Annotated in this window: 16 protein-coding genes and 1 riboswitch; of the genes, 14 read left to right on the plus strand and 2 right to left on the minus strand. The window is 69.4% G+C overall.

What is annotated here, in order from left to right; all coding sequences use genetic code 11:
- Positions 1-80: 80 nt before the first annotated feature.
- From ACFVWL_RS13540 to argH, 10 genes are all read left to right on the plus strand, one after another.
- Complete coding sequence (locus ACFVWL_RS13540; protein ID WP_387183530.1) at positions 81-794, plus strand: DUF402 domain-containing protein; 714 nt, start codon at positions 81-83, stop codon at positions 792-794.
- Positions 791-1,753, plus strand: a complete 963-nt coding sequence (locus ACFVWL_RS13545; RefSeq protein WP_387183533.1) for an NAD-dependent epimerase/dehydratase family protein — start codon at positions 791-793, stop codon at positions 1,751-1,753. The genes ACFVWL_RS13540 and ACFVWL_RS13545 overlap by 4 nt, the downstream gene beginning before the upstream one ends.
- 6 nt (positions 1,754-1,759) lie before the next feature.
- Positions 1,760-1,854: riboswitch (TPP riboswitch) on the plus strand.
- The gene (gene thiM / locus ACFVWL_RS13550) at positions 1,845-2,693 is read left to right on the plus strand and encodes a hydroxyethylthiazole kinase (protein ID WP_387183536.1); all 849 of its coding nucleotides are present in this window, start codon (positions 1,845-1,847) and stop codon (positions 2,691-2,693) included. (Overlaps the previous riboswitch by 10 nt.)
- Positions 2,690-4,840 carry a bifunctional hydroxymethylpyrimidine kinase/phosphomethylpyrimidine kinase gene (locus tag ACFVWL_RS13555; protein ID WP_387183538.1) on the plus strand — a complete coding sequence of 717 codons (2,151 nt, stop codon included), beginning with the start codon at positions 2,690-2,692 and terminating at the stop codon, positions 4,838-4,840. The genes thiM and ACFVWL_RS13555 overlap by 4 nt, the downstream gene beginning before the upstream one ends.
- A 240-nt stretch (positions 4,841-5,080) precedes the next feature.
- Positions 5,081-6,133, plus strand: a complete 1,053-nt coding sequence (gene argC / locus ACFVWL_RS13560) for an N-acetyl-gamma-glutamyl-phosphate reductase (protein WP_387183541.1) — start codon at positions 5,081-5,083, stop codon at positions 6,131-6,133.
- Positions 6,130-7,287, plus strand: coding sequence for a bifunctional glutamate N-acetyltransferase/amino-acid acetyltransferase ArgJ (argJ, locus tag ACFVWL_RS13565; RefSeq protein WP_387183544.1), 1,158 nt, complete (start codon positions 6,130-6,132; stop codon positions 7,285-7,287). Before argC ends, argJ begins: the two co-directional genes overlap by 4 nt.
- Entirely contained in the window at positions 7,284-8,201 is a 918-nt protein-coding gene (argB, locus tag ACFVWL_RS13570) for an acetylglutamate kinase (protein WP_029260620.1), read from the plus strand. The genes argJ and argB overlap by 4 nt, the downstream gene beginning before the upstream one ends.
- The gene (locus tag ACFVWL_RS13575) at positions 8,198-9,403 is read left to right on the plus strand and encodes an acetylornithine transaminase (RefSeq protein ID WP_387183547.1); all 1,206 of its coding nucleotides are present in this window, start codon (positions 8,198-8,200) and stop codon (positions 9,401-9,403) included. Before argB ends, ACFVWL_RS13575 begins: the two co-directional genes overlap by 4 nt.
- Positions 9,400-10,329, plus strand: coding sequence for an ornithine carbamoyltransferase (argF, locus tag ACFVWL_RS13580; protein ID WP_387183550.1), 930 nt, complete (start codon positions 9,400-9,402; stop codon positions 10,327-10,329). Before ACFVWL_RS13575 ends, argF begins: the two co-directional genes overlap by 4 nt.
- On the plus strand, positions 10,329-11,759 hold the full coding sequence (gene argH, locus ACFVWL_RS13585) for an argininosuccinate lyase (RefSeq protein WP_387183553.1): 1,431 nt from the start codon (positions 10,329-10,331) through the stop codon (positions 11,757-11,759). The genes argF and argH overlap by 1 nt, the downstream gene beginning before the upstream one ends.
- A gap of 34 nt (positions 11,760-11,793) precedes the next feature.
- Here argH and ACFVWL_RS13590 read toward each other — a convergent pair whose 3' ends face one another.
- A complete protein-coding gene (locus ACFVWL_RS13590) occupies positions 11,794-12,390 on the minus strand; it encodes a DUF1349 domain-containing protein (RefSeq protein ID WP_387183556.1) in 597 nt (198 codons plus the stop codon).
- A gap of 60 nt (positions 12,391-12,450) precedes the next feature.
- Between ACFVWL_RS13590 and ACFVWL_RS13595 the strand changes: the two genes are divergently transcribed.
- Genes ACFVWL_RS13595 through ACFVWL_RS13610 form a run of 4 tightly spaced genes read left to right on the plus strand, consistent with a single transcriptional unit; the run spans position 12,451 to position 16,065 of the window.
- Positions 12,451-13,095 (plus strand): SatD family protein, encoded by a 645-nt coding sequence (locus ACFVWL_RS13595; RefSeq protein WP_387183559.1) that lies wholly within the window; start codon positions 12,451-12,453, stop codon positions 13,093-13,095.
- Positions 13,092-13,928: a hypothetical protein gene (locus ACFVWL_RS13600; protein WP_387183562.1), complete on the plus strand. Its 837-nt coding sequence runs from the start codon at positions 13,092-13,094 to the stop codon at positions 13,926-13,928. Before ACFVWL_RS13595 ends, ACFVWL_RS13600 begins: the two co-directional genes overlap by 4 nt.
- A gap of 28 nt (positions 13,929-13,956) precedes the next feature.
- Positions 13,957-15,258, plus strand: coding sequence for a tyrosine--tRNA ligase (tyrS, locus tag ACFVWL_RS13605; RefSeq protein WP_387183565.1), 1,302 nt, complete (start codon positions 13,957-13,959; stop codon positions 15,256-15,258).
- Positions 15,259-15,270: 12 nt separating this feature from the next.
- A complete protein-coding gene (locus ACFVWL_RS13610; RefSeq protein WP_387183567.1) occupies positions 15,271-16,065 on the plus strand; it encodes a DUF4184 family protein in 795 nt (264 codons plus the stop codon).
- On the opposite strand, the gene ACFVWL_RS13615 is transcribed toward ACFVWL_RS13610, so the two are convergent.
- Positions 16,050-17,348, minus strand: a complete 1,299-nt coding sequence (locus tag ACFVWL_RS13615; protein ID WP_387183570.1) for a CoA transferase — start codon at positions 17,346-17,348, stop codon at positions 16,050-16,052. The genes ACFVWL_RS13610 and ACFVWL_RS13615 overlap by 16 nt on opposite strands.
- Positions 17,349-17,871 lie beyond the last annotated feature (523 nt).

The following is a 17,871-nucleotide window of genomic DNA, read 5'->3' on the forward strand; positions in this document are numbered from 1 at the left end:
GACGGAGCGGTGAGCGCGGCATCAGACGACGCGTGCGGTCGCTCAGATGATTCGGGTGGACGCCGGAGTACCGTGGCGGGATGAGAATCCTCCCCCAGGGCACTCCGGCCGCCGTCCCGGACGGAGCACGCCCGCTCGGTGAGGGGCCGTTCCTCGAGTCGGGTGCACAGATCGACTGGCACTACCGGAAGCCGGGGTGGCAGCCGGGTGAGCCCTCCAGGATCTCCCCGATGCGCGTCGTGCGCGACGATGAACGAGGGCTCGTGGCATGGCTCGCCCCCGGAACGCTCCAGGAGGCCCCGGGGGCTCTCGACGGACAGCGTGTGCGCGAGGTACCGCTCGCCCGGCGTTGGCTCGAACCCCGGACGCGCATCGTCGAGCCGTGGCGAGGGAACGGGGTGCTGTGCATCGCCCCCGCAGGGCTGCCGTGGTCGGTCTGGCTGTTCTGGAGCGACACCACGGGGGAGGAGCGGGCGTTCGCCGGGTGGTATGTGAACCTCGAGAACGCGCATCTGCGCACCGACCATGACACCTTCTCGTCCGACCACATCCTCGACGTCGAGATCGATCCGGAGGGCGGCGTCCACCTCAAGGACGAAGACGAGGTCGTCGCCGCGATCGAACAGGGACGGCTCAGCCCCGAGCAGGCCGCGCAGATCGAGCGGCACGCGGACGCGGCGATCGCCTCGTTCGAGGCCGACGACTGGCCGTTCGACTCGGAGTGGGTGCGCTGGCGGCCCGACCCCGCATGGACCGTCCCGGTGCTCGCGGGACTGGATCAGCTGGAGTCATGACGGATGTTCTGATCCTCGGAGGCACCGGCTGGCTCTCCGGGCGGATCGCCCAGCGATGGCTCGACGAGGGCGCCACGGTGACCTGCCTCGCCCGCGGCACACGTCCCGCACCGGAGGGCACCGCCCTGGTGCACGGTGATCGCGACGCTCCCGATGCCTACGCCGACCTCGCGCGGCAGGACTGGGATCACATCGTGGACATCTCTTCCCAGGCGGAGCACGTCGAGCGCGCGATCGACGCCCTCGGAGATCGGGCCGGACGCTGGACCTACGTCTCCTCCGTATCGGTGTACTCCGATGACGCGACGGTCGGCGTCGACGAGTCGGCTCCGCGTCATCCGTCCGCCCGGCCCGGCGACGAGTACGAGTACGGGGCGCACAAGGCTGCCGCCGAAGATGCTGTCGGGCTCCTGGGGAAGCGGGCTCTCATCGTGCGTCCAGGACTCATCGTTGGCGACGGCGACCCGAGCGACCGTTTCGGCTACTGGGGAGCGGCGTTCGCGCGCGCCGGCGCTGAGCCCGTGCTGCTGCCGCCCGTCGAGGGGAAGCACGTTCAAGTCATCGACGTCGACGATCTTGCGGCCTTCATCGTCGGGGCCACGTGCAGCGGCGCCGTCAACGCGGTCGGCGATGAACATCCGCTCGCCGATGTGCTGGATGCGGTGCGCGCCGCGGCGGGGCACGCCGGTGCAACGGTCGTCGCGGAGGAGGAATGGCTTCTGGCGCACGATGTCGAGCACTGGGCCGGGCCGCGATCCCTGCCGCTGTGGCTTCCGCCCACGATGACGGGCTTCATGACCCGCTCGAACAGCGCATTCCACGCGAGCGGCGGACAGCTCCGTCCGCTCGCGGACACGATCGAGCGCGTCATCGCCGACGAGCGAGAGCGCGGCGTCGACCGCGAACGTCGCGCCGGACTCACACGGGCGGAGGAAGAGGCGCTGCTGGCCGATCGCTAGACTTCGAGCAGTGACACGGGGTGCCGCGATCCGCGGCTGAGAACAGACCCGTCGAACCTGATCTAGTTCGTACTAGCGAAGGGATGTCGCGATGAGCGATCTTCTGCGTCCTGATTCCACCCATGACCTCGCGGGTTCCGCCGCGACCCTGCTGGAGGTGCTGCGCGCGACGCCTCCGCTGACGCACTGCATCACCAACGCGGTCGTCACCGGCTTCACCGCCAACGTGCTTCTGGCTCTCGGGGCCGCTCCCGCGATGGTCGACATCGTCGACGAGGCGGGGATGTTCGCCGGAGTCGCCTCCGGCATGCTGATCAATCTGGGAACTCCGACGCCCGAGCAACGTGCGGCGACGCTCGAGGCCGTCGTGGGTGCCACCGCGTCCGGCACGCCTTGGGTGCTCGATCCCGTGGCGATCGGCATGCTCCCGGTGCGCACGGCGCTCGCCCACCAGCTCGTCGAGCAGCGACCGACCGCGATCCGCGGCAACGCCTCCGAGATCCTCGCCCTCGCGGGGCTCAGTGCGGGCGGCCGCGGTGTGGATTCCACGGACAGCACGGACGCCGCGGCCGATGCGGCCTCGGCGCTCGCGCGGGCCACGGGCGGTGTGGTCGCGGTCTCGGGGCCTATCGACCTCATCACCGACGGGGAGCGGGTGTTGCGCCTGGCCAACGGTCACGAGCTGCTGACCCGTGTGACCGGTGGTGGCTGTGCCCTCGGGGCGGTGATGGCCGCCTTCCTCGGGGCTGCCAGGGCGACGGAATACGACACGCTCACCGCCGTCGCCTCCGCCAGCCTCGTCTACACGATCGCGGCGGAGCAGGCCGCTGCGACATCCGGAGGTCCGGGCAGCTTCGCCGTCGCCCTGCTGGATGCGCTCGCCGCGGTGGGTGCCGACGACATCGGTGCCCAGGCCCGTGTCGAAGGCGGTGCGATGTGAACGCCGATCTCTCGCTCTATCTCGTCACCGACGCGGCACTGTGCGGAGACCTCGGCGTCGTCGAGACCGTCCGGCGCGCGGTCGACGGCGGTGTGCGCATCGTGCAGCTGCGCGACAAGGACGCGACCGATGCCGAGACGGTCGACCAGCTGCTGGCGCTGTCGCAGGCGATCGACGGACGGGCGCTGCTCGTGGTCAACGACCGGCTGGATGCCGCCCTGGCTGCTCGCGAACGCGGCGCACGGGTCGACGGGGTACATCTCGGACAGGGTGACGCTTCGGTGCTGCGCGCACGTGAGGCTCTCGGACCCGATGCGCTCATCGGCCTCACCGCGAACAGCGCCGCGCACCTCGATGCGGTCAGCGCATTGCCCGCCGGCACGGTCGATTACCTGGGCGTGGGGGTGATCCGCCCCACCGCCACCAAGCCGGATCACCCAGCTCCTCTCGGCGTTGACGGCTTCCGTGACTTCGCGGCGAGCAGCCCGCTGCCGTGCGTGGCGATCGGCGGCGTGGGCATCGACGACACCGAGTCCCTCCGCGATGCCGGCGCGGCGGGACTCGCCGTGGTCTCGGCGCTGTGTGCCGCCGAAGACCCCACCGCCGCCGCCGCACAGTTCCGACGGCGCTGGCTCACCGGGAGCGTGCCGAGGGTGCTCAGCATCGCCGGAAGCGACCCGTCCGGGGGCGCGGGCATCCACGCCGATCTCAAGTCCATCGCTGCGAACGGCGGCTACGGCATGGCGGTGCTCACGGCGCTGACCGCGCAGAACACGCAGGGGGTGCGTGCGGTCCACGTGCCGCCGGTGGAGTTCCTCCGCGCACAACTCGATGCCGTGTCCGACGACATCGTGATCGATGCCGTGAAGATCGGGATGCTGGCCGATGCCGACGTCATCCGCGCGGTCGGCGCCTGGATCGATCACGTGCGCCCGCCGATCGTCGTGCTCGATCCCGTGATGGTGGCGACCTCCGGCGACCGGCTGCTGGATCCGGACGCGGAACGGGCGCTGCACGAACTCCTCACGCGGGCGACCCTGGTGACCCCGAACCTCGCCGAGCTCGCGGTTCTCGTCGGTCGCGACATCGTCGACTGGGGCGACGCGATCTCCGCGGCGGAGCGCCTGTCCGAAGAGGTGGGGGCGGCCGTGCTCGTCAAGGGCGGTCACCTCGACGGCGACGAGGCTCCGGATGCGCTGGTCGACGCGTCTCTCCACCTGCGCCGGGAGTTCACAGGACCGCGGATCCCGACCGCGAACACGCACGGCACCGGTTGCTCCCTGTCGTCCGCGCTCGCCACCCGCCTCGCCCGAGGCGAAGAACCCACCGACGCGGTCCGCGCCGCCCGTGTCTGGCTCCGAGAATCCCTGCGTGCCGGCGACACGCTGCGCGTCGGTCGCGGACATGGGCCGATCAGCCACTTCGCCGGACTCTGGGAGCGCGCGGGGACGGAGACCCGACCGGCGGCCGACGACATCGCGGCGGACTGGTGGCAGGGGATCGCGGAGATCCGCGACGGCATCGACGCGTTGCCGTTCATCCGCGCGCTCGCCGACGGGACGCTGGAGCGCGGACCGTTCGTCTCCTACCTCGCACAGGACGCGCTGTATCTGCGCGAGTACGCGCGCGTCCTCGCCGAGGCCGCCCGGCTGGCACCGACATCCGATGAGCAGGCGTTCTGGGCGGATTCCGCGCACGGTTCGATCGTGGGTGAGCTCGAGCTGCACGCCTCGTGGTTGACCCCGGCCCAGGGGGTGAGCGCGGCGACGTTCGCCGCGGAGCCGGCTCCGGCGACGACCGCGTACCTCGATCATCTGCGCTCCGTCGCGTTCGGCGGCGACTATGCCGAGATCGTCGCCGCCGTCCTTCCGTGCTTCTGGCTCTACACCGATCTCGGCCGGCGCCTGCACGCGGGGGAGTTCGGTGAGTACGCGCGGGACCCGGAGCATCCCTTCGCCTCCTGGCTCGCGACATACGCAGATCCGGCATTCGAGGAGGCGACGAAGGTCGCGATCGCCTACACAACCGATGCGGCCGAGCGGGCGGATGCGGGGACACGGACGAGGATGCGCCGGGCGTTCGAGGTGTCGAGCGCGCACGAGCTCGCCTTCTTCGCCTCCCCGCTGGAGCCATCGTCCCTCGGATGACGGCACGGATTTGCGGTGGCCGCCGAGGCCGCGCTACTGTCGCGACATGCCTTCGGCCGCCACCGCTTCTTCGACGCTCGCTCCGAGCGTCATCGCTGTGCGCCGACGCCGCGGCCGCCGACTGTAGGCGACCCCGCCCTCCTGCCTGCGCCCGCGCGGCGGTCGAGAGCCGGTGTCGCCGCCTCCGGCCCCGTCCCCGGTCCTCCTCTCGAGGAAGGACCCGACCGTTAAGGTAGAAGCATGACGTATTCCGTCGCCGTCTCCGGCGCATCCGGCTACGCAGGCGGCGAGATCCTACGCCTCCTGGCCGATCATCCCGACATCGAGATCCGCACCGTCACGGCGTATTCCAACGCCGGACAGCCTCTCGTCGATCACCAGCCGCACCTGCGCTCACTGGCGCACCTCACGCTGCAGGACACCACGCCCGAGATCCTCTCCGGTCACGACATCGTGTTCCTCGCACTCCCGCACGGGCAGTCGGGGCAGTACACCGATGCGCTCGGCGACGCACCGCTCGTGATCGACGCGGGCGCCGATCACCGGCTCACGTCCGCATCGGCGTGGGACGCGTTCTACGGCGGTGCGTTCCACGAGCCGTGGACCTACGGTGTCCCGGAGCTGCTCGTGGGTGGCGTCAAACAGCGCGAGCACCTCCGTGAGGCGACGCGCATCGCGGCTCCCGGTTGCAACGCCTCGACCGTGAGCCTCAGCCTCGCCCCCGGCGTCGCCGCCGGGGTGATCGACCCCTCGGACATCGTCTCGGTGCTGGCGGTCGGCCCGTCCGGTGCGGGGAAGAGCCTCAAGACGAACCTCCTCGGCAGCGAGATCCTCGGCACCGCGAACCCCTATGCGGTCGGCGGAACGCACCGGCACATCCCCGAGGTCCGTCAGGCGCTCGCCGCGGCTTCCGGGATCGACGCCGACGGCATCCGGATCTCGTTCACCCCGGTGCTGGTCCCGATGTCGCGGGGCATCCTCGCCACCTCGACCGCGCCGATCGTCGAGGGCGCGACCGATGCGCAGATCCGCGACGCCTGGCAGAGCGCCTACGGCGATGAGACCTTCGTGCAGCTGCTGCCGGAGGGGCGCTTCCCGCGCACGGCCGACGTGCTCGGAGCCAACACCGCCTTGATCGGTCTCGCGATCGATCGTGGCGCGAACCGGGTGACCGTGGTCACCGCGGTCGACAATCTCGTGAAGGGCACCGCAGGCGCTGCCATCCAATCCATGAACATCGCGCTGGGCCTTCCCGAAGCCCGCGCTCTCTCAGTGAACGGAGTAGCGCCGTGAGCGTCACCGCCCCCGCAGGATTCGAAGCGGCCGGCGTCGCCGCCGGACTCAAGTCGACAGGCAAGCCGGATGTCGCGGTCGTCGTCAACCGCGGGCCGCGTAAGGTCGGTGCCGCCGTCTTCACCAGCAACCGCGCCAAGGCCAACCCGATCATCTGGTCGCAGCAGGCCGTCGCCGACCGGGTCGTCGAAGCTGTCGTGCTCAACTCCGGCGGGGCGAACTGCTTCACCGGCGCCTTCGGGTTCCAGACGACGCATCAGACTGCCGAGAAGGCGGCCGAGCTCCTCGGCGTCAGCGCTGGCGACGTGCTGATCTGCTCCACCGGTATCATCGGCACCGGAGACGAGACGTTCCGCTCCCGGGTGCTCGCCGGCACCGAGCAGGCGATCGCCGAGCTCAGCGCCGACGGCGGAGAGAGCGCCGCGCACGCGATCATGACCACCGACACCGTGGCGAAGACCGCCGTGATCAGCCGCGACGGCTGGACGATCGGCGGCATGGCGAAGGGTGCGGGGATGCTTGCACCCGGACTCGCCACGATGCTCGTGGTGATCACGACCGACGCCGTCCTCGAGCCGCTCCAGGCCGACGAGGTGTTGCGCCGCGCGACGGGGAAGACGTTCGACCGGCTCGACTCCGACGGCTGCATGTCGACGAACGACCAGGTCACGCTCCTCGCCAACGGCGCGTCCGGAGTGGTCCCCGACCTCGAGGACTTCGCCGCCGCGCTCATCGAGCTGTGCCGGGACCTGGCGGTCAAGCTGCAGGGCGACGCCGAGGGTGCGAGCCACGACATCACGATCGAGGTGCAGCATGCGGTGTCCGAGCAGGAAGCCGTCGAGGTGGGCCGGTCGGTCGCGCGCAACAACCTCTTCAAGGCGGCGGTCTTCGGCAACGACCCGAACTGGGGGCGTGTGCTCGCCGCGATCGGCACCACGAGCGCGCAGTTCGACCCGTACGACGTGGATGTCTGGATGAACGGTGTCCGCGTCTGCACCGCGGGCGGCCCCGACCGTCCTCGCGAGGAGGTCGACCTCACCCCGCGCGCGACGCACCTCGTGATCGACCTCAAGGTCGGCGAGGCGACGGCCACCGTGCTCACGAACGACCTCACCCACGACTACGTGCACGAGAACAGCGCCTACGCCTCATGACCGACATCCAGGACACCCCGGCCGAAGTCGCCGCGCAGAAGGCCACAACGCTCATCGAGTCGCTGCCGTGGCTGAAGAAGTTCCGCGATCAGATCGTCGTCATCAAGTACGGCGGCAACGCCATGGTGTCCGAGGAGCTGCAGGACGCCTTCGCGCAGGACATCGCCTACCTCCGCTACGTCGGAGTGCTGCCGGTCGTCGTGCACGGAGGCGGGCCGCAGATCTCGAACATGCTGCAGCGTCTCGAGATCCCCAGCGAGTTCAAGGGCGGCTACCGCGTCACCAACACCGAGGCGATCAGCGTCGTGCGCATGGTGCTCACCGGTCAGGTCAACCCGCAGCTGGTGTCGAAGATCAACTCCCACGGTCCGATCGCGACAGGGCTCAGCGGTGAGGACGCCGGACTCTTCGGCGGACGCCGTCGCGGCGTCATGATCGACGGCGAAGAGGTCGACCTCGGCCGGGTCGGCGATGTCGTCGAAGTCGATCCGACCCCGGTGCTCGATCACCTCGCGGCGGGGCGCATCCCGGTCGTGTCGAGCATCGCGCCCGACCTCGATCATCCCGGTCAATCGCTCAACGTCAACGCCGATGCCGCGGCCGCCGCTCTCGCGGTGTCGTTGCACGCACGCAAGCTCGTGATCCTCACGGATGTGCCTGGGCTCTACGCCGATTGGCCGAACCGCGACTCGCTCGTCTCGCACCTGACGTCGGAAGCCCTCATCGAGATGCTGCCGAAGCTCGAATCGGGGATGATCCCGAAGATGCGTGCGTGCCTCGACGCGGTCGAGGGCGGCGTGGACGCTGCGGCGATCATCGATGGGCGGGTGCCGCATTCGGTGCTCGTCGAACTGTTCACCAGCAAGGGAATCGGGACCGAAGTGGTCCTGGGAAAGTCGGAGGTGACGGGATGACCGTCTGGCAGGACGATGCGGCACGCGATCTCGTGCTCAACGCGGGGGAGCGGCTCGCGCTGCTGGTCCGCGGTGAGGGCTCGTACCTGTGGGATGCCGACGGCCGACGCCACCTCGACTTCCTCGCCGGCATCGCGGTGACCTCCCTCGGGCACGCGCACCCGGCCTTCGTCGAGGCGGTCTCGACGCAGGCAGCCACGCTCGCCCATGTGTCGAACTACTTCGCCACCCCGCCCCAGCTCGCACTCGCCGCACGGCTCAAGCGTCTCGCGGGTGCCGGTATCGACGGACGGGTGTTCTTCTCGAACTCGGGTGCCGAGGCCAACGAGGCCGCCTTCAAGCTCGCCCGCCTGCACGGCGGCACCGAGCGGCCGCGTATCCTCGCGCTCGAGAACGGCTTCCACGGACGTACGATGGGGTCGCTCGCGCTCACCGCGAAGGCATCGATGCGCGCGCCGTTCGAGCCGATGCCCGCCGGTGTGGAACACATCCCCGCCACGATCGAGGCCCTCGGCGCGGCGATGGACGACCGCGTGGCCGCCATCATCGTCGAGCCCATCCAGGGTGAGGCCGGCGTCGTCGAGCTGCCGGAGGGCTACCTCGCCGCCGCGCGCTCGCTGACCCTCGCTCACGGCGCGCTGCTGATCGTGGATGAGATCCAGACGGGTGCCGGTCGCACGGGAGAGTGGTTCGGGTTCAGCCACGAGGGCATCACTCCCGACGCCATCACGCTGGCCAAGGGCATCGGCGGGGGCTTCCCGATCGGCGCGCTGGTCACGTTCGGTGCCGCCAGCGCCCTCTTCACCCCGGGCTCGCACGGATCGACGTTCGGCGGAAACCCGCTCGCGACCGCCGTCGCCGACGCCGTGCTCGCCGAGATCGAGAGCGCCGGCCTGGTCGAGAACGCGGCCCGTCGTGGGGCGGAGCTGCGCGAGATCCTCCTCGGCATCGACTCCCCGCTGATCGAGGGTGTGCGCGGACGTGGTCTGCTCGTCGGCGTCGCGCTCACCGCTCCGGTCGCGGGCGCGGTGGTCGCGGCCGCTCAGGAGCGCGGCCTCATCGTCAACGCCGCCAACCCCGAGACGGTTCGCATCGCGCCCGCCCTCACCATCGGCGATGCAGAGCTCGCCGAGTTCCGCGAGCTGTTCACGGCTTCCCTCGCCGACGTCCAGGCCTCTGTTGCCGGAAAGGTATCCGCATGACCCGCCACCTGCTGCGTGACGACGATCTGACCCCCGCCGAGCAGGCCGAGATCCTCGATCTCGCCATCGAGCTGAAGAAAGACCGCTGGGCCGACAAGAGCCTCGCCGGCCCGCAGACGGTCGCGGTCATCTTCGACAAATCCTCCACGCGCACCCGCGTCTCGTTCGCGGTGGGCATCGCCGACCTCGGCGGTTCGCCGCTGATCATCTCGACGGCGAGCAGCCAGCTCGGCGGCAAGGAGACGCCGTCCGACACCGCACGCGTCCTCGAGCGCCAGGTCGCCGCCATCGTGTGGCGCACCTACGCGCAGTCCGGGCTCGAAGAGATGGCGGCCGGTACCCGCGTACCCGTCATCAACGCCCTGTCCGACGACTTCCACCCGTGCCAGCTGCTCGCCGATCTGCTGACGATCCGCGAGCACAAGGGCGATCTGAAGGGGCTCACGCTCACCTTCCTCGGGGACGGCCAGAGCAACATGGCGCACTCCTACGCGCTCGCGGGCGTCACCGCGGGTATGCATGTGCGCATCGCCTCACCCGAGGACTACGCCCCCCGTCCCGATGTCATCGAGGACGCTGATCGTCGTGCTGCGGAGACCGGCGGTTCGATCACCCTCTACACCGATCCGGTCGAGGCCGCTGCCGGTGCCGACGTGGTGGTCACCGATACCTGGGTCTCGATGGGCAAAGAGGAGGAGAAGCTCGCACGCATCCGCGACCTCGGCGGCTACAAGGTCACCCCCGAGACGATGACTCTCGCCGACCCCGAAGCGATCTTCATCCACTGCCTTCCGGCCGACCGCGGCTATGAGGTCGACTCCAGCGTGATCGACGGTCCGCAGAGCGTGGTCTGGGACGAGGCTGAGAACCGGCTCCATGCACAGAAGGCCCTCCTGGTCTGGCTGCTCGGCAAGAAGGACGCCTGATGACTGACTCGACGCACGAAGGCACCAACGAGGGCGCGCTCTGGGGCGCCCGTTTCGCCACGGGACCCTCGCCCGAGCTGGTGGAGCTGAGCCGCTCCACGCACTTCGACTGGATCCTCGCGCCGTACGACATCGCCGGCTCCCACGCGCATGCCACCGCGCTCGAGGCGGCGGGATACCTCGAACCCGACGAGGCGCGACGGATGCACGAGGGTTTGGATGCCGTGGCGCGCAAGGTCGCCGACGGCACCCTGCGTCCGGTGCCGACCGACGAGGACGTGCACGGCGCGCTCGAGCAGGCGCTGATCGCCGAGCTCGGGCCGGAGCTGGGCGGGCGCCTCCGCGCCGGTCGCAGCCGCAACGACCAGATCGCCACCCTCGTGCGTATGTACCTGATCGACCATGCGCGAGTGATCGCCCGTGACATCCTGCGCGTGATCGATGCCCTGGTCGCCCAGGCCGAGGCGCACCCGACGGCGATCCTCCCCGGGCGCACGCACCTGCAGCACGCGCAGCCGGTGCTGCTCGCCCATCACCTGCAGGCGCACGGCTGGCCGTTGGTGCGCGAACTCGAACGGCTCGTGGACTGGCGCCGCCGTGCCGGAGTCTCGCCCTACGGCGGGGGAGCGCTGGCCGGATCCACTCTCGGTCTCGATCCCGCGCTCGTGGCGACGGAGCTGGGCCTCGACCGCCCGGCCGAGAACTCCCTCGACGGAACGTCCGCTCGCGATGTCGTGGCGGAGTTCGCCTTCATCGCGGCGATGACGGGTGTCGACATCTCGCGCCTGTCCGAGGAGATCATCCTCTGGAACACCCGCGAGTTCGGCTTCGTCACCCTCGACGACGGCTACTCGACCGGGTCGAGCATCATGCCGCAGAAGAAGAACCCCGACATCGCTGAGCTCGCTCGGGGCAAGTCGGGGCGCCTCATCGGAAACCTTTCCGGACTGCTGGCCACGCTCAAGGGCCTCCCGCTCGCGTACAACCGCGATCTGCAGGAGGACAAGGAGCCGGTCTTCGACTCGGTGCAGACCCTCGAGGTCGTGCTCCCCGCCTTCGCGGGCATGATCGCGACACTGCGTTTCGACACCGAGCGGATGGCGGCGCTGGCACCGCAGGGCTTCTCTCTCGCGACGGACGTCGCGGAGTGGCTCGTGAAGCGCCGAGTGCCGTTCCGCGATGCCCATGAGATCTCGGGTGCGCTCGTGCGCGCCTGCGAGGAGCAGGGGATCGGCCTGGAGGACGCTTCCGACGAGCTGCTGCTGACGGTGTCGCCGCATCTCGTCCCTGAGGTCCGCGAGGTCCTCACGATCGAGGGCTCGGTGGCATCGCGGACCGGCGTCGGCGGCACCGCCCCGGTCCGGGTCGCGGAGCAGCGCGCCGAGCTCGTCGCGCGTGCACAAGCGGCCGCCCACTCTCTCGGCCTCTAGGCCGAGGAGTCGGCAGCCGCCGTCCGCAGCTCGCTCAGTGCAGCTCGGCGTCGGCGGCCGACCGCTCCCAGCGGGTGAAGCGCACGGTGAGTCCGGCGCGGGTCGGTGCCGCGAGGAAGGGCCCGGCCGCTGCCGTGGCCTGTCCGTCGAACGGGGCGACGCGCACGAGCCGCCAGGGACCGCCGTCGGCGCGGGCGCGCACGACCACGGAGTCCGCCCAGCGGCTGACGCGCACCGTGATCTCGCTCTCGAGCCACTCGTCGACGTGGCCGACCGACCAGTCGGAGCCGCCGGCGGTGACCACGGCGCCGAGTCCGAGATGATCGTCGGCGTACTCGAGACCCGTCTTGACCCAGTGCTCGTCGTCGATGCGCACGAAGACCCCGGCCTGGTCGAACTGGCCGTCCCACGGTGCGCGGAACGAGACCTCCATGGCTTCGCCGACCCCGAGTGGGGCGAGCAGTGCATGTTCGGTGTCGTGCACGAAGCCGTAGGCGGTGTGGCGCCAGGCGTCGCTGCCCTCCACGGCCGTGACATCGAGGGGCTCCGTCCCTGTGGGCAGCGCTGCAGGGGAGACCGGGGCGTTCGTCCAGGTTCCGTCGGACCAGGGGATGATGTGCGTTTCAGGCATGTTCCGACAATATAGCCAAAATACGCATAAGTCGAGACTTATTCGTGTTATGGTTATCCCATGGTCATCGCGGTACTCGCCGACATCGTAGGCTCTCGCCGGCTCGACGATCGCACGGCCGCGCAACGCATCCTGGACGACACCATCGCCAAGGTCGAGGGCGATCTCCCACTGGCGACACACCCGCTCACCCCCACGGTAGGAGACGAGCAGCAGGGTGTCTACCTCGATCTGAGCGATGCGATGGTGTCGCTCCTGATGATCCAGCTGCGACTGCCCGATGGCATCGCTTTCCGGTTCGGTATCGGAGTGGGCGAGGTGCGGCCGGTCGAGTCCGTGCACGGCGAGTTGGCAGACGGGCCGGGCTGGTACGCAGCCCGCGCGGCGATCGAGACCGTGCATGCGCGCGAGGGGCGCGCCGTGCCGCGGACGCGGACGTGGATTGTCGGATCCCCCGGGCAGGATGAGGTCATGGAGAGCACGATCGCGGCATCGAACGCCTACCTCCTCGTCCGCGACGAGCTGGTGGGTGCGATGAGCGCGCGGGAGCGACGCCTGACCTATGGTCGCCTCCTCGGTCGATCGCAGCAGGAGCTCGCCGCCGAGGAGGGCATCACCCAGCCCAGCGTCTCGAAGTCGCTGCGCACCGCGGGCACGGCCGCCCTCATCGAGGGCGTCGCCGCGCTGCGAGGGGTGCGCACATGATCGTCGCAGGCTTCATCCTCCTGGCTGTCGGTGCGGCCGACCTGGTGCGCCAGTTCGCACCGCGCCGCTGGATCGGCTATCTCGCCGTCGCCGTCATCCTGCTGCTGCTCGGCAGCGTCAGCGATGCTCTGCTCCCCATGGCGCTCGCGCTCGTCGTCGGAGCCCTCTGGGTGTGGTGCATGCCCACGGAGCGTCCGGCGCCGCTGGGGTTCTGGCCCGCCGTGCTCCTGGCCGTCGTGAGTGTCGGCTCTGTCGTCTGGCTCGGTGCTCGTTCCGATTCCGGTCTGATCGGCGCGATCTGGCATCTCCGGTCTCCGTTCGGGGAGGTCCCGTTCGATCTGGCCATGCTGGCGCTGGGCGCCGGCGTGTTCCTCCTCGAGTCCTCGAATCTCGTGGTGCGTGCGGCACTCGACGGTGAGCACACCTGGCTCCCCGCCGACCCGGCCGATCAGGCCCACCCGTCGGTGCCGACGCCGACACGGATCGCAACGGCCTCAGCCGCCCCGGTCGTCTCCGATACGGCAGACGACGTCGACCCCGCCGCAGAAGGCGACGCCGGTGCGGCGCTCGCGGCGCGCGATCCGCGAAGCGGGTTCAAGGGCGGTCGACTGATCGGGCCGCTGGAGCGCATCCTCGTCTTGATCCTCACCCTCGCCGCGGCCTATCCGATCCTGGCCGCGATGCTCGCGGCGAAGGGAATCGTCCGATTCCCCGAGATCTCCCGCGACGGCGAGACCGGCGCCCGTGCCGAGTACTTCCTCGTGGGCAGCCTGGTGAGCTGGGTGATCGCGCTCGGGGCGGCCTTCCTCGTCTGGTGGGCCGCGCACAGCTGAGCTGCGCCGCGCTGATAGCCTGGAGCGCGTGTCAACTGCCGCTCTGACGACCGCACCCCAGGCGATCGATCCCACGTTCGAGAACGTGTGGGACGAACTCGTGTGGCGTGGCCTGGTCCATGTGTCCACCGACCAGGAGGCGCTGCGCGCCCTGCTCGCGGGAGACCCCATCACGTACTACTGCGGGTTCGATCCGACGGCGGCGAGCCTGCACCTCGGCAATCTCGTGCAGCTGCTGACGCTGCGTCGCATCCAGCTCGCCGGTCACAAGCCGCTCGGCCTCGTCGGCGGATCGACCGGACTCATCGGCGATCCCCGTCCCACGGCAGAGCGCACGCTGAACACCCGGGAGACGGTCGAGGAGTGGGTCGGGCGCCTTCGTGCCCAGGTGGAGCGCTACCTCAGTTTCGAGGGCGACAATGCCGCCCGCATCGTGAACAACCTCGACTGGACTGCACCGCTGAGCGCGATCGACTTCCTGCGCGAGATCGGCAAGTACTTCCGCGTCGGCACGATGCTCAAGAAGGATGCGGTCGCCGCGCGCCTCAACTCCGACGAGGGCATCAGCTACACCGAGTTCAGCTACCAGATCCTGCAGGGCATGGACTACCTCGAGCTGTACCGGCAGTACGACTGCGTGCTGCAGACCGGCGGGTCGGACCAGTGGGGCAACCTCACCAGCGGCACCGACCTCATCCGGCGTTCCGAGGGAGCCGCGGTGCATGCCATCGGCACGCCGCTCATCACGAACAGCGACGGCACCAAGTTCGGCAAGAGCGAGGGCAATGCCATCTGGCTCGACGCCGAGATGTGCAGCCCGTACCGGATGTACCAGTTCTGGCTGAGCACGACGGATGCCGATGTCGTCGACCGGCTGAAGGTCTTCACGTTCCTCCGCAGGTCCGAGATCGACGAGTACGCAGAGCTGGTCGCCACTGAGCCGTTCCGTCGAGCCGCTCAGAAGCGTCTCGCGCTCGAAGTGGTCGCGACCGTGCACGGCATCGACGCGACGGCTGCCGTGATCGCGGCATCCGAGGCCCTGTTCGGTCAGGGAGATCTGACCGCGCTCGACGCCGACACGCTCCGCACCGCGTTGGAAGAGCTTCCGAATGCGACCGTCTCCGCCGGCGCTCCGGTGGTCGAGGCTCTGGTGTCGACGGGGCTCGTGGCGAGCTTGTCCGAGGCGAGGCGCGCGATCACGCAGGGCGGTGTCACGCTCGACGGGGAACGCGTCGAAGACGAGGCAGCCACGGTCCAGGGCACGCTTCCCGGGGGAGTCTCCGTGCTCCGCCGCGGCAAGAAGACCCTCGCCGGCGTCTTCCTCGGCTGACGTTCCAGACGGATGCCTTTCACTCCGAGTCACGCAGTCCTCGCGCTGCCGTTCATCCGGACGCCGCTGGTACCTGCCGCGATCGCGATCGGTGCGATGGCGCCGGATCTGCCGCTGTTCGTGCGGGGTGTCGGTCTGAACTACTCGTTCACCCACACGTTCGGCAACGTCGTCTGGACGGCGCTGATCGCCTTCGTCCTGTTCCTGCTCTGGAGAGTCGTGCTGCGCCCGGCGATTCCCGAGCTCGCTCCGCTGTGGCTGGCGCGACGTCTCCCGAAGGACTGGAACGACGGCGGTGTCGCAGCTGCGGGCGCCGCGGTCGGTGTGGGGCAGAAGCGCATGTATCCGGTCCTGCTCGCGGTGTCGTTCGTGATCGGAGTGCTCTCGCACATCGTCTGGGACCTCTTCACGCATGAGGGCCGTTCAGGCGTGCAGCTGGTCCCGGGTCTCGATGCGATGTGGGGGCCGATGCCCGGCTTCAAATGGCTTCAGCATGGCTCGAGCGTGATCGGTCTCGTCATCATCGGCATCTGGGCGCTGCTCTGGCTGCGCCGGAGTGAATCGCGTCCTGGTGTCACGCAGTCACTTGCGCCGGTCGTCCGTGTCGCGTGGTGGGTGTCGCTTCCGGTGCTCCTCATCGGCGCATGGGTCGGGGGACTCATCGCCTTCGGCCCGCTCGATGCGGAGTTCACCCTTCAGCACCTCGCCTACCGGGTGCTTCCTCCGGCGTGCGCTCTGTGGGGAGCGATCACATTGGTGCTCTGCATCGCGCTCGCCGTGCGCGGACGCCGTCACCAGACGGGTTGATCCGACGCCCAGGCGTGCGGCGCGCCGAACTCGTAGCCCGGCAGTGCCGGTCGCGCGGTCACGAGGACCTTCCCACCGACGTCGAATCGTGCGAGATGCGGTCCGGTGTCGAACTCGGCGCCGGCTCCGGGCTCTGTTCGACGCGGCATGCCGAGAAGCTCCGCAGCGACTCGGCGGAGTGAGGTGCTGACGTACCAGGATCCGCCTTCTCGGGAACGACGACGCACCAGCGACGTCACCGCAGCGGCCAGCAGATACCCGGCGCTGTGGTCCAGTGCCTGTGCGGGAAGAGCACCCGGGGTCTCGCCGTCCGGCGACTCGATGAGCGAGATTCCGGATGCGGCTTGCACGAGGCTGTCGAATCCGGCGCGATCGGGATGCTCGGTGCCCCAGGCGCTGAGCTGCGCGACGATCAGGCCCGGATATCGACGCGCGAGGTCGACCGGACGCAGCCCCAGACGCTCGAGCGCAGCGGGACGGTACCCGAGCACGACCACGTCGGTGTCGGCGAGCAATTCCTGCAGTCGGGACGAATGAGCATCCAACAGAGCCGATCGCTTGCCGTGCCCGGTGTCCAGATGCTGCCATTCCGGCTCCGGCAGATGAGGCGGATCGATGCGAAGGACATCGGCTCCGAGCAGCGCGAGTGTCCGCGAGCAGACGGGGCCTGCGATGACCCTGGTCAGATCGAGAACGCGGATGCCGTGGAGGGGGAGGGGCGCCTGATGCCGAGCGGCAGCAGCGGAAGGTCGTGAGCTCGCACCAGCCGGCACATCGACTCGGCTGATCTCGAGCAGTGGTCGCTCGCGGAGCGTCTCGTCCGTTGCGGCGTCCTCGGGCGCGACCGGCACCGCCAGGCCACCGGCCGCGGTGATCGAGGAGACCGACTCCGCGGTGCTCAGCTCAGCGAGTGCATCGCGGACGGACGAGGCGTCGGCATCGTCACGCAGGTTCAGGCCTTTGCGGAGACCGGCTGCATGGTGCGGATAGTTCCCGTGAGTGCGCACCCACCCGTCTGAGGTGCGCCAGAAGCCGGAGAAAGGAGACCACACCGGGGGAGCGGCGCCGTCGATCGTGAGAAACCTGTCGCTGCGGTACGCCGTGGCGACCCGCTCGGGGTCGACGGACGCGGGGGAGCGCCCGATGGCGAGAGCGACGGCGCCGACGCTCGCCCAGGCGAGCTCGCCCGTGGCCAGGTGTGAGGGAAGTGGGACGGCAGGATGCTCCGGTGAGGACCCGTGCTCGCGGGAGAACCCGAGCTCGTCCCGGACACGATCGAGCACGGCTATCCCGGCGCGAGGTCGTTCGAGATCGTTGCCTTCGGTGTGTACGGGATAGCGATGTGAGAGGGGGCGATCCGCGGGCGACTGCATGGCGCGATCGTACTCCGGGCGGGCCGCAGCGATGAAAACCAGCTCTGATCCGGAGGAAACCACGACGAAGGTCGTGACGACACGCCCGGGGGGTGTGGCCCGATTTGCCAGAACCCTGGGATCCGCGTAACTTATTACTTGTTCGCCCCACAGGGAAGCGGAGGAGCCAAGAGCTTCACCCCCCTCAAGTGGAGAACCACCTCCCGATCCTCTCTCACTTGAGAGTTCAGACGCTTGCGTCTAGGATAGGGAATCCACCTCTTCTGCGGCTGTCATCAGCTGCGCAGCGGATCGAAGATTCGCACGGCGCGCCGATTTGACAAGCGAGACAGGGTGGCTAAGATAGAGAAGTTGCCCTGCGGGCCTGGCTGTGATGGCTGGGTCGTGGGAGCATCCGATCCTTGAGAACTCAACAGCGTGCACTTGTCAAATG

Source organism: Microbacterium sp. NPDC058269 (genome assembly GCF_042881445.1).
Lineage (GTDB): Bacteria > Actinomycetota > Actinomycetes > Actinomycetales > Microbacteriaceae > Microbacterium.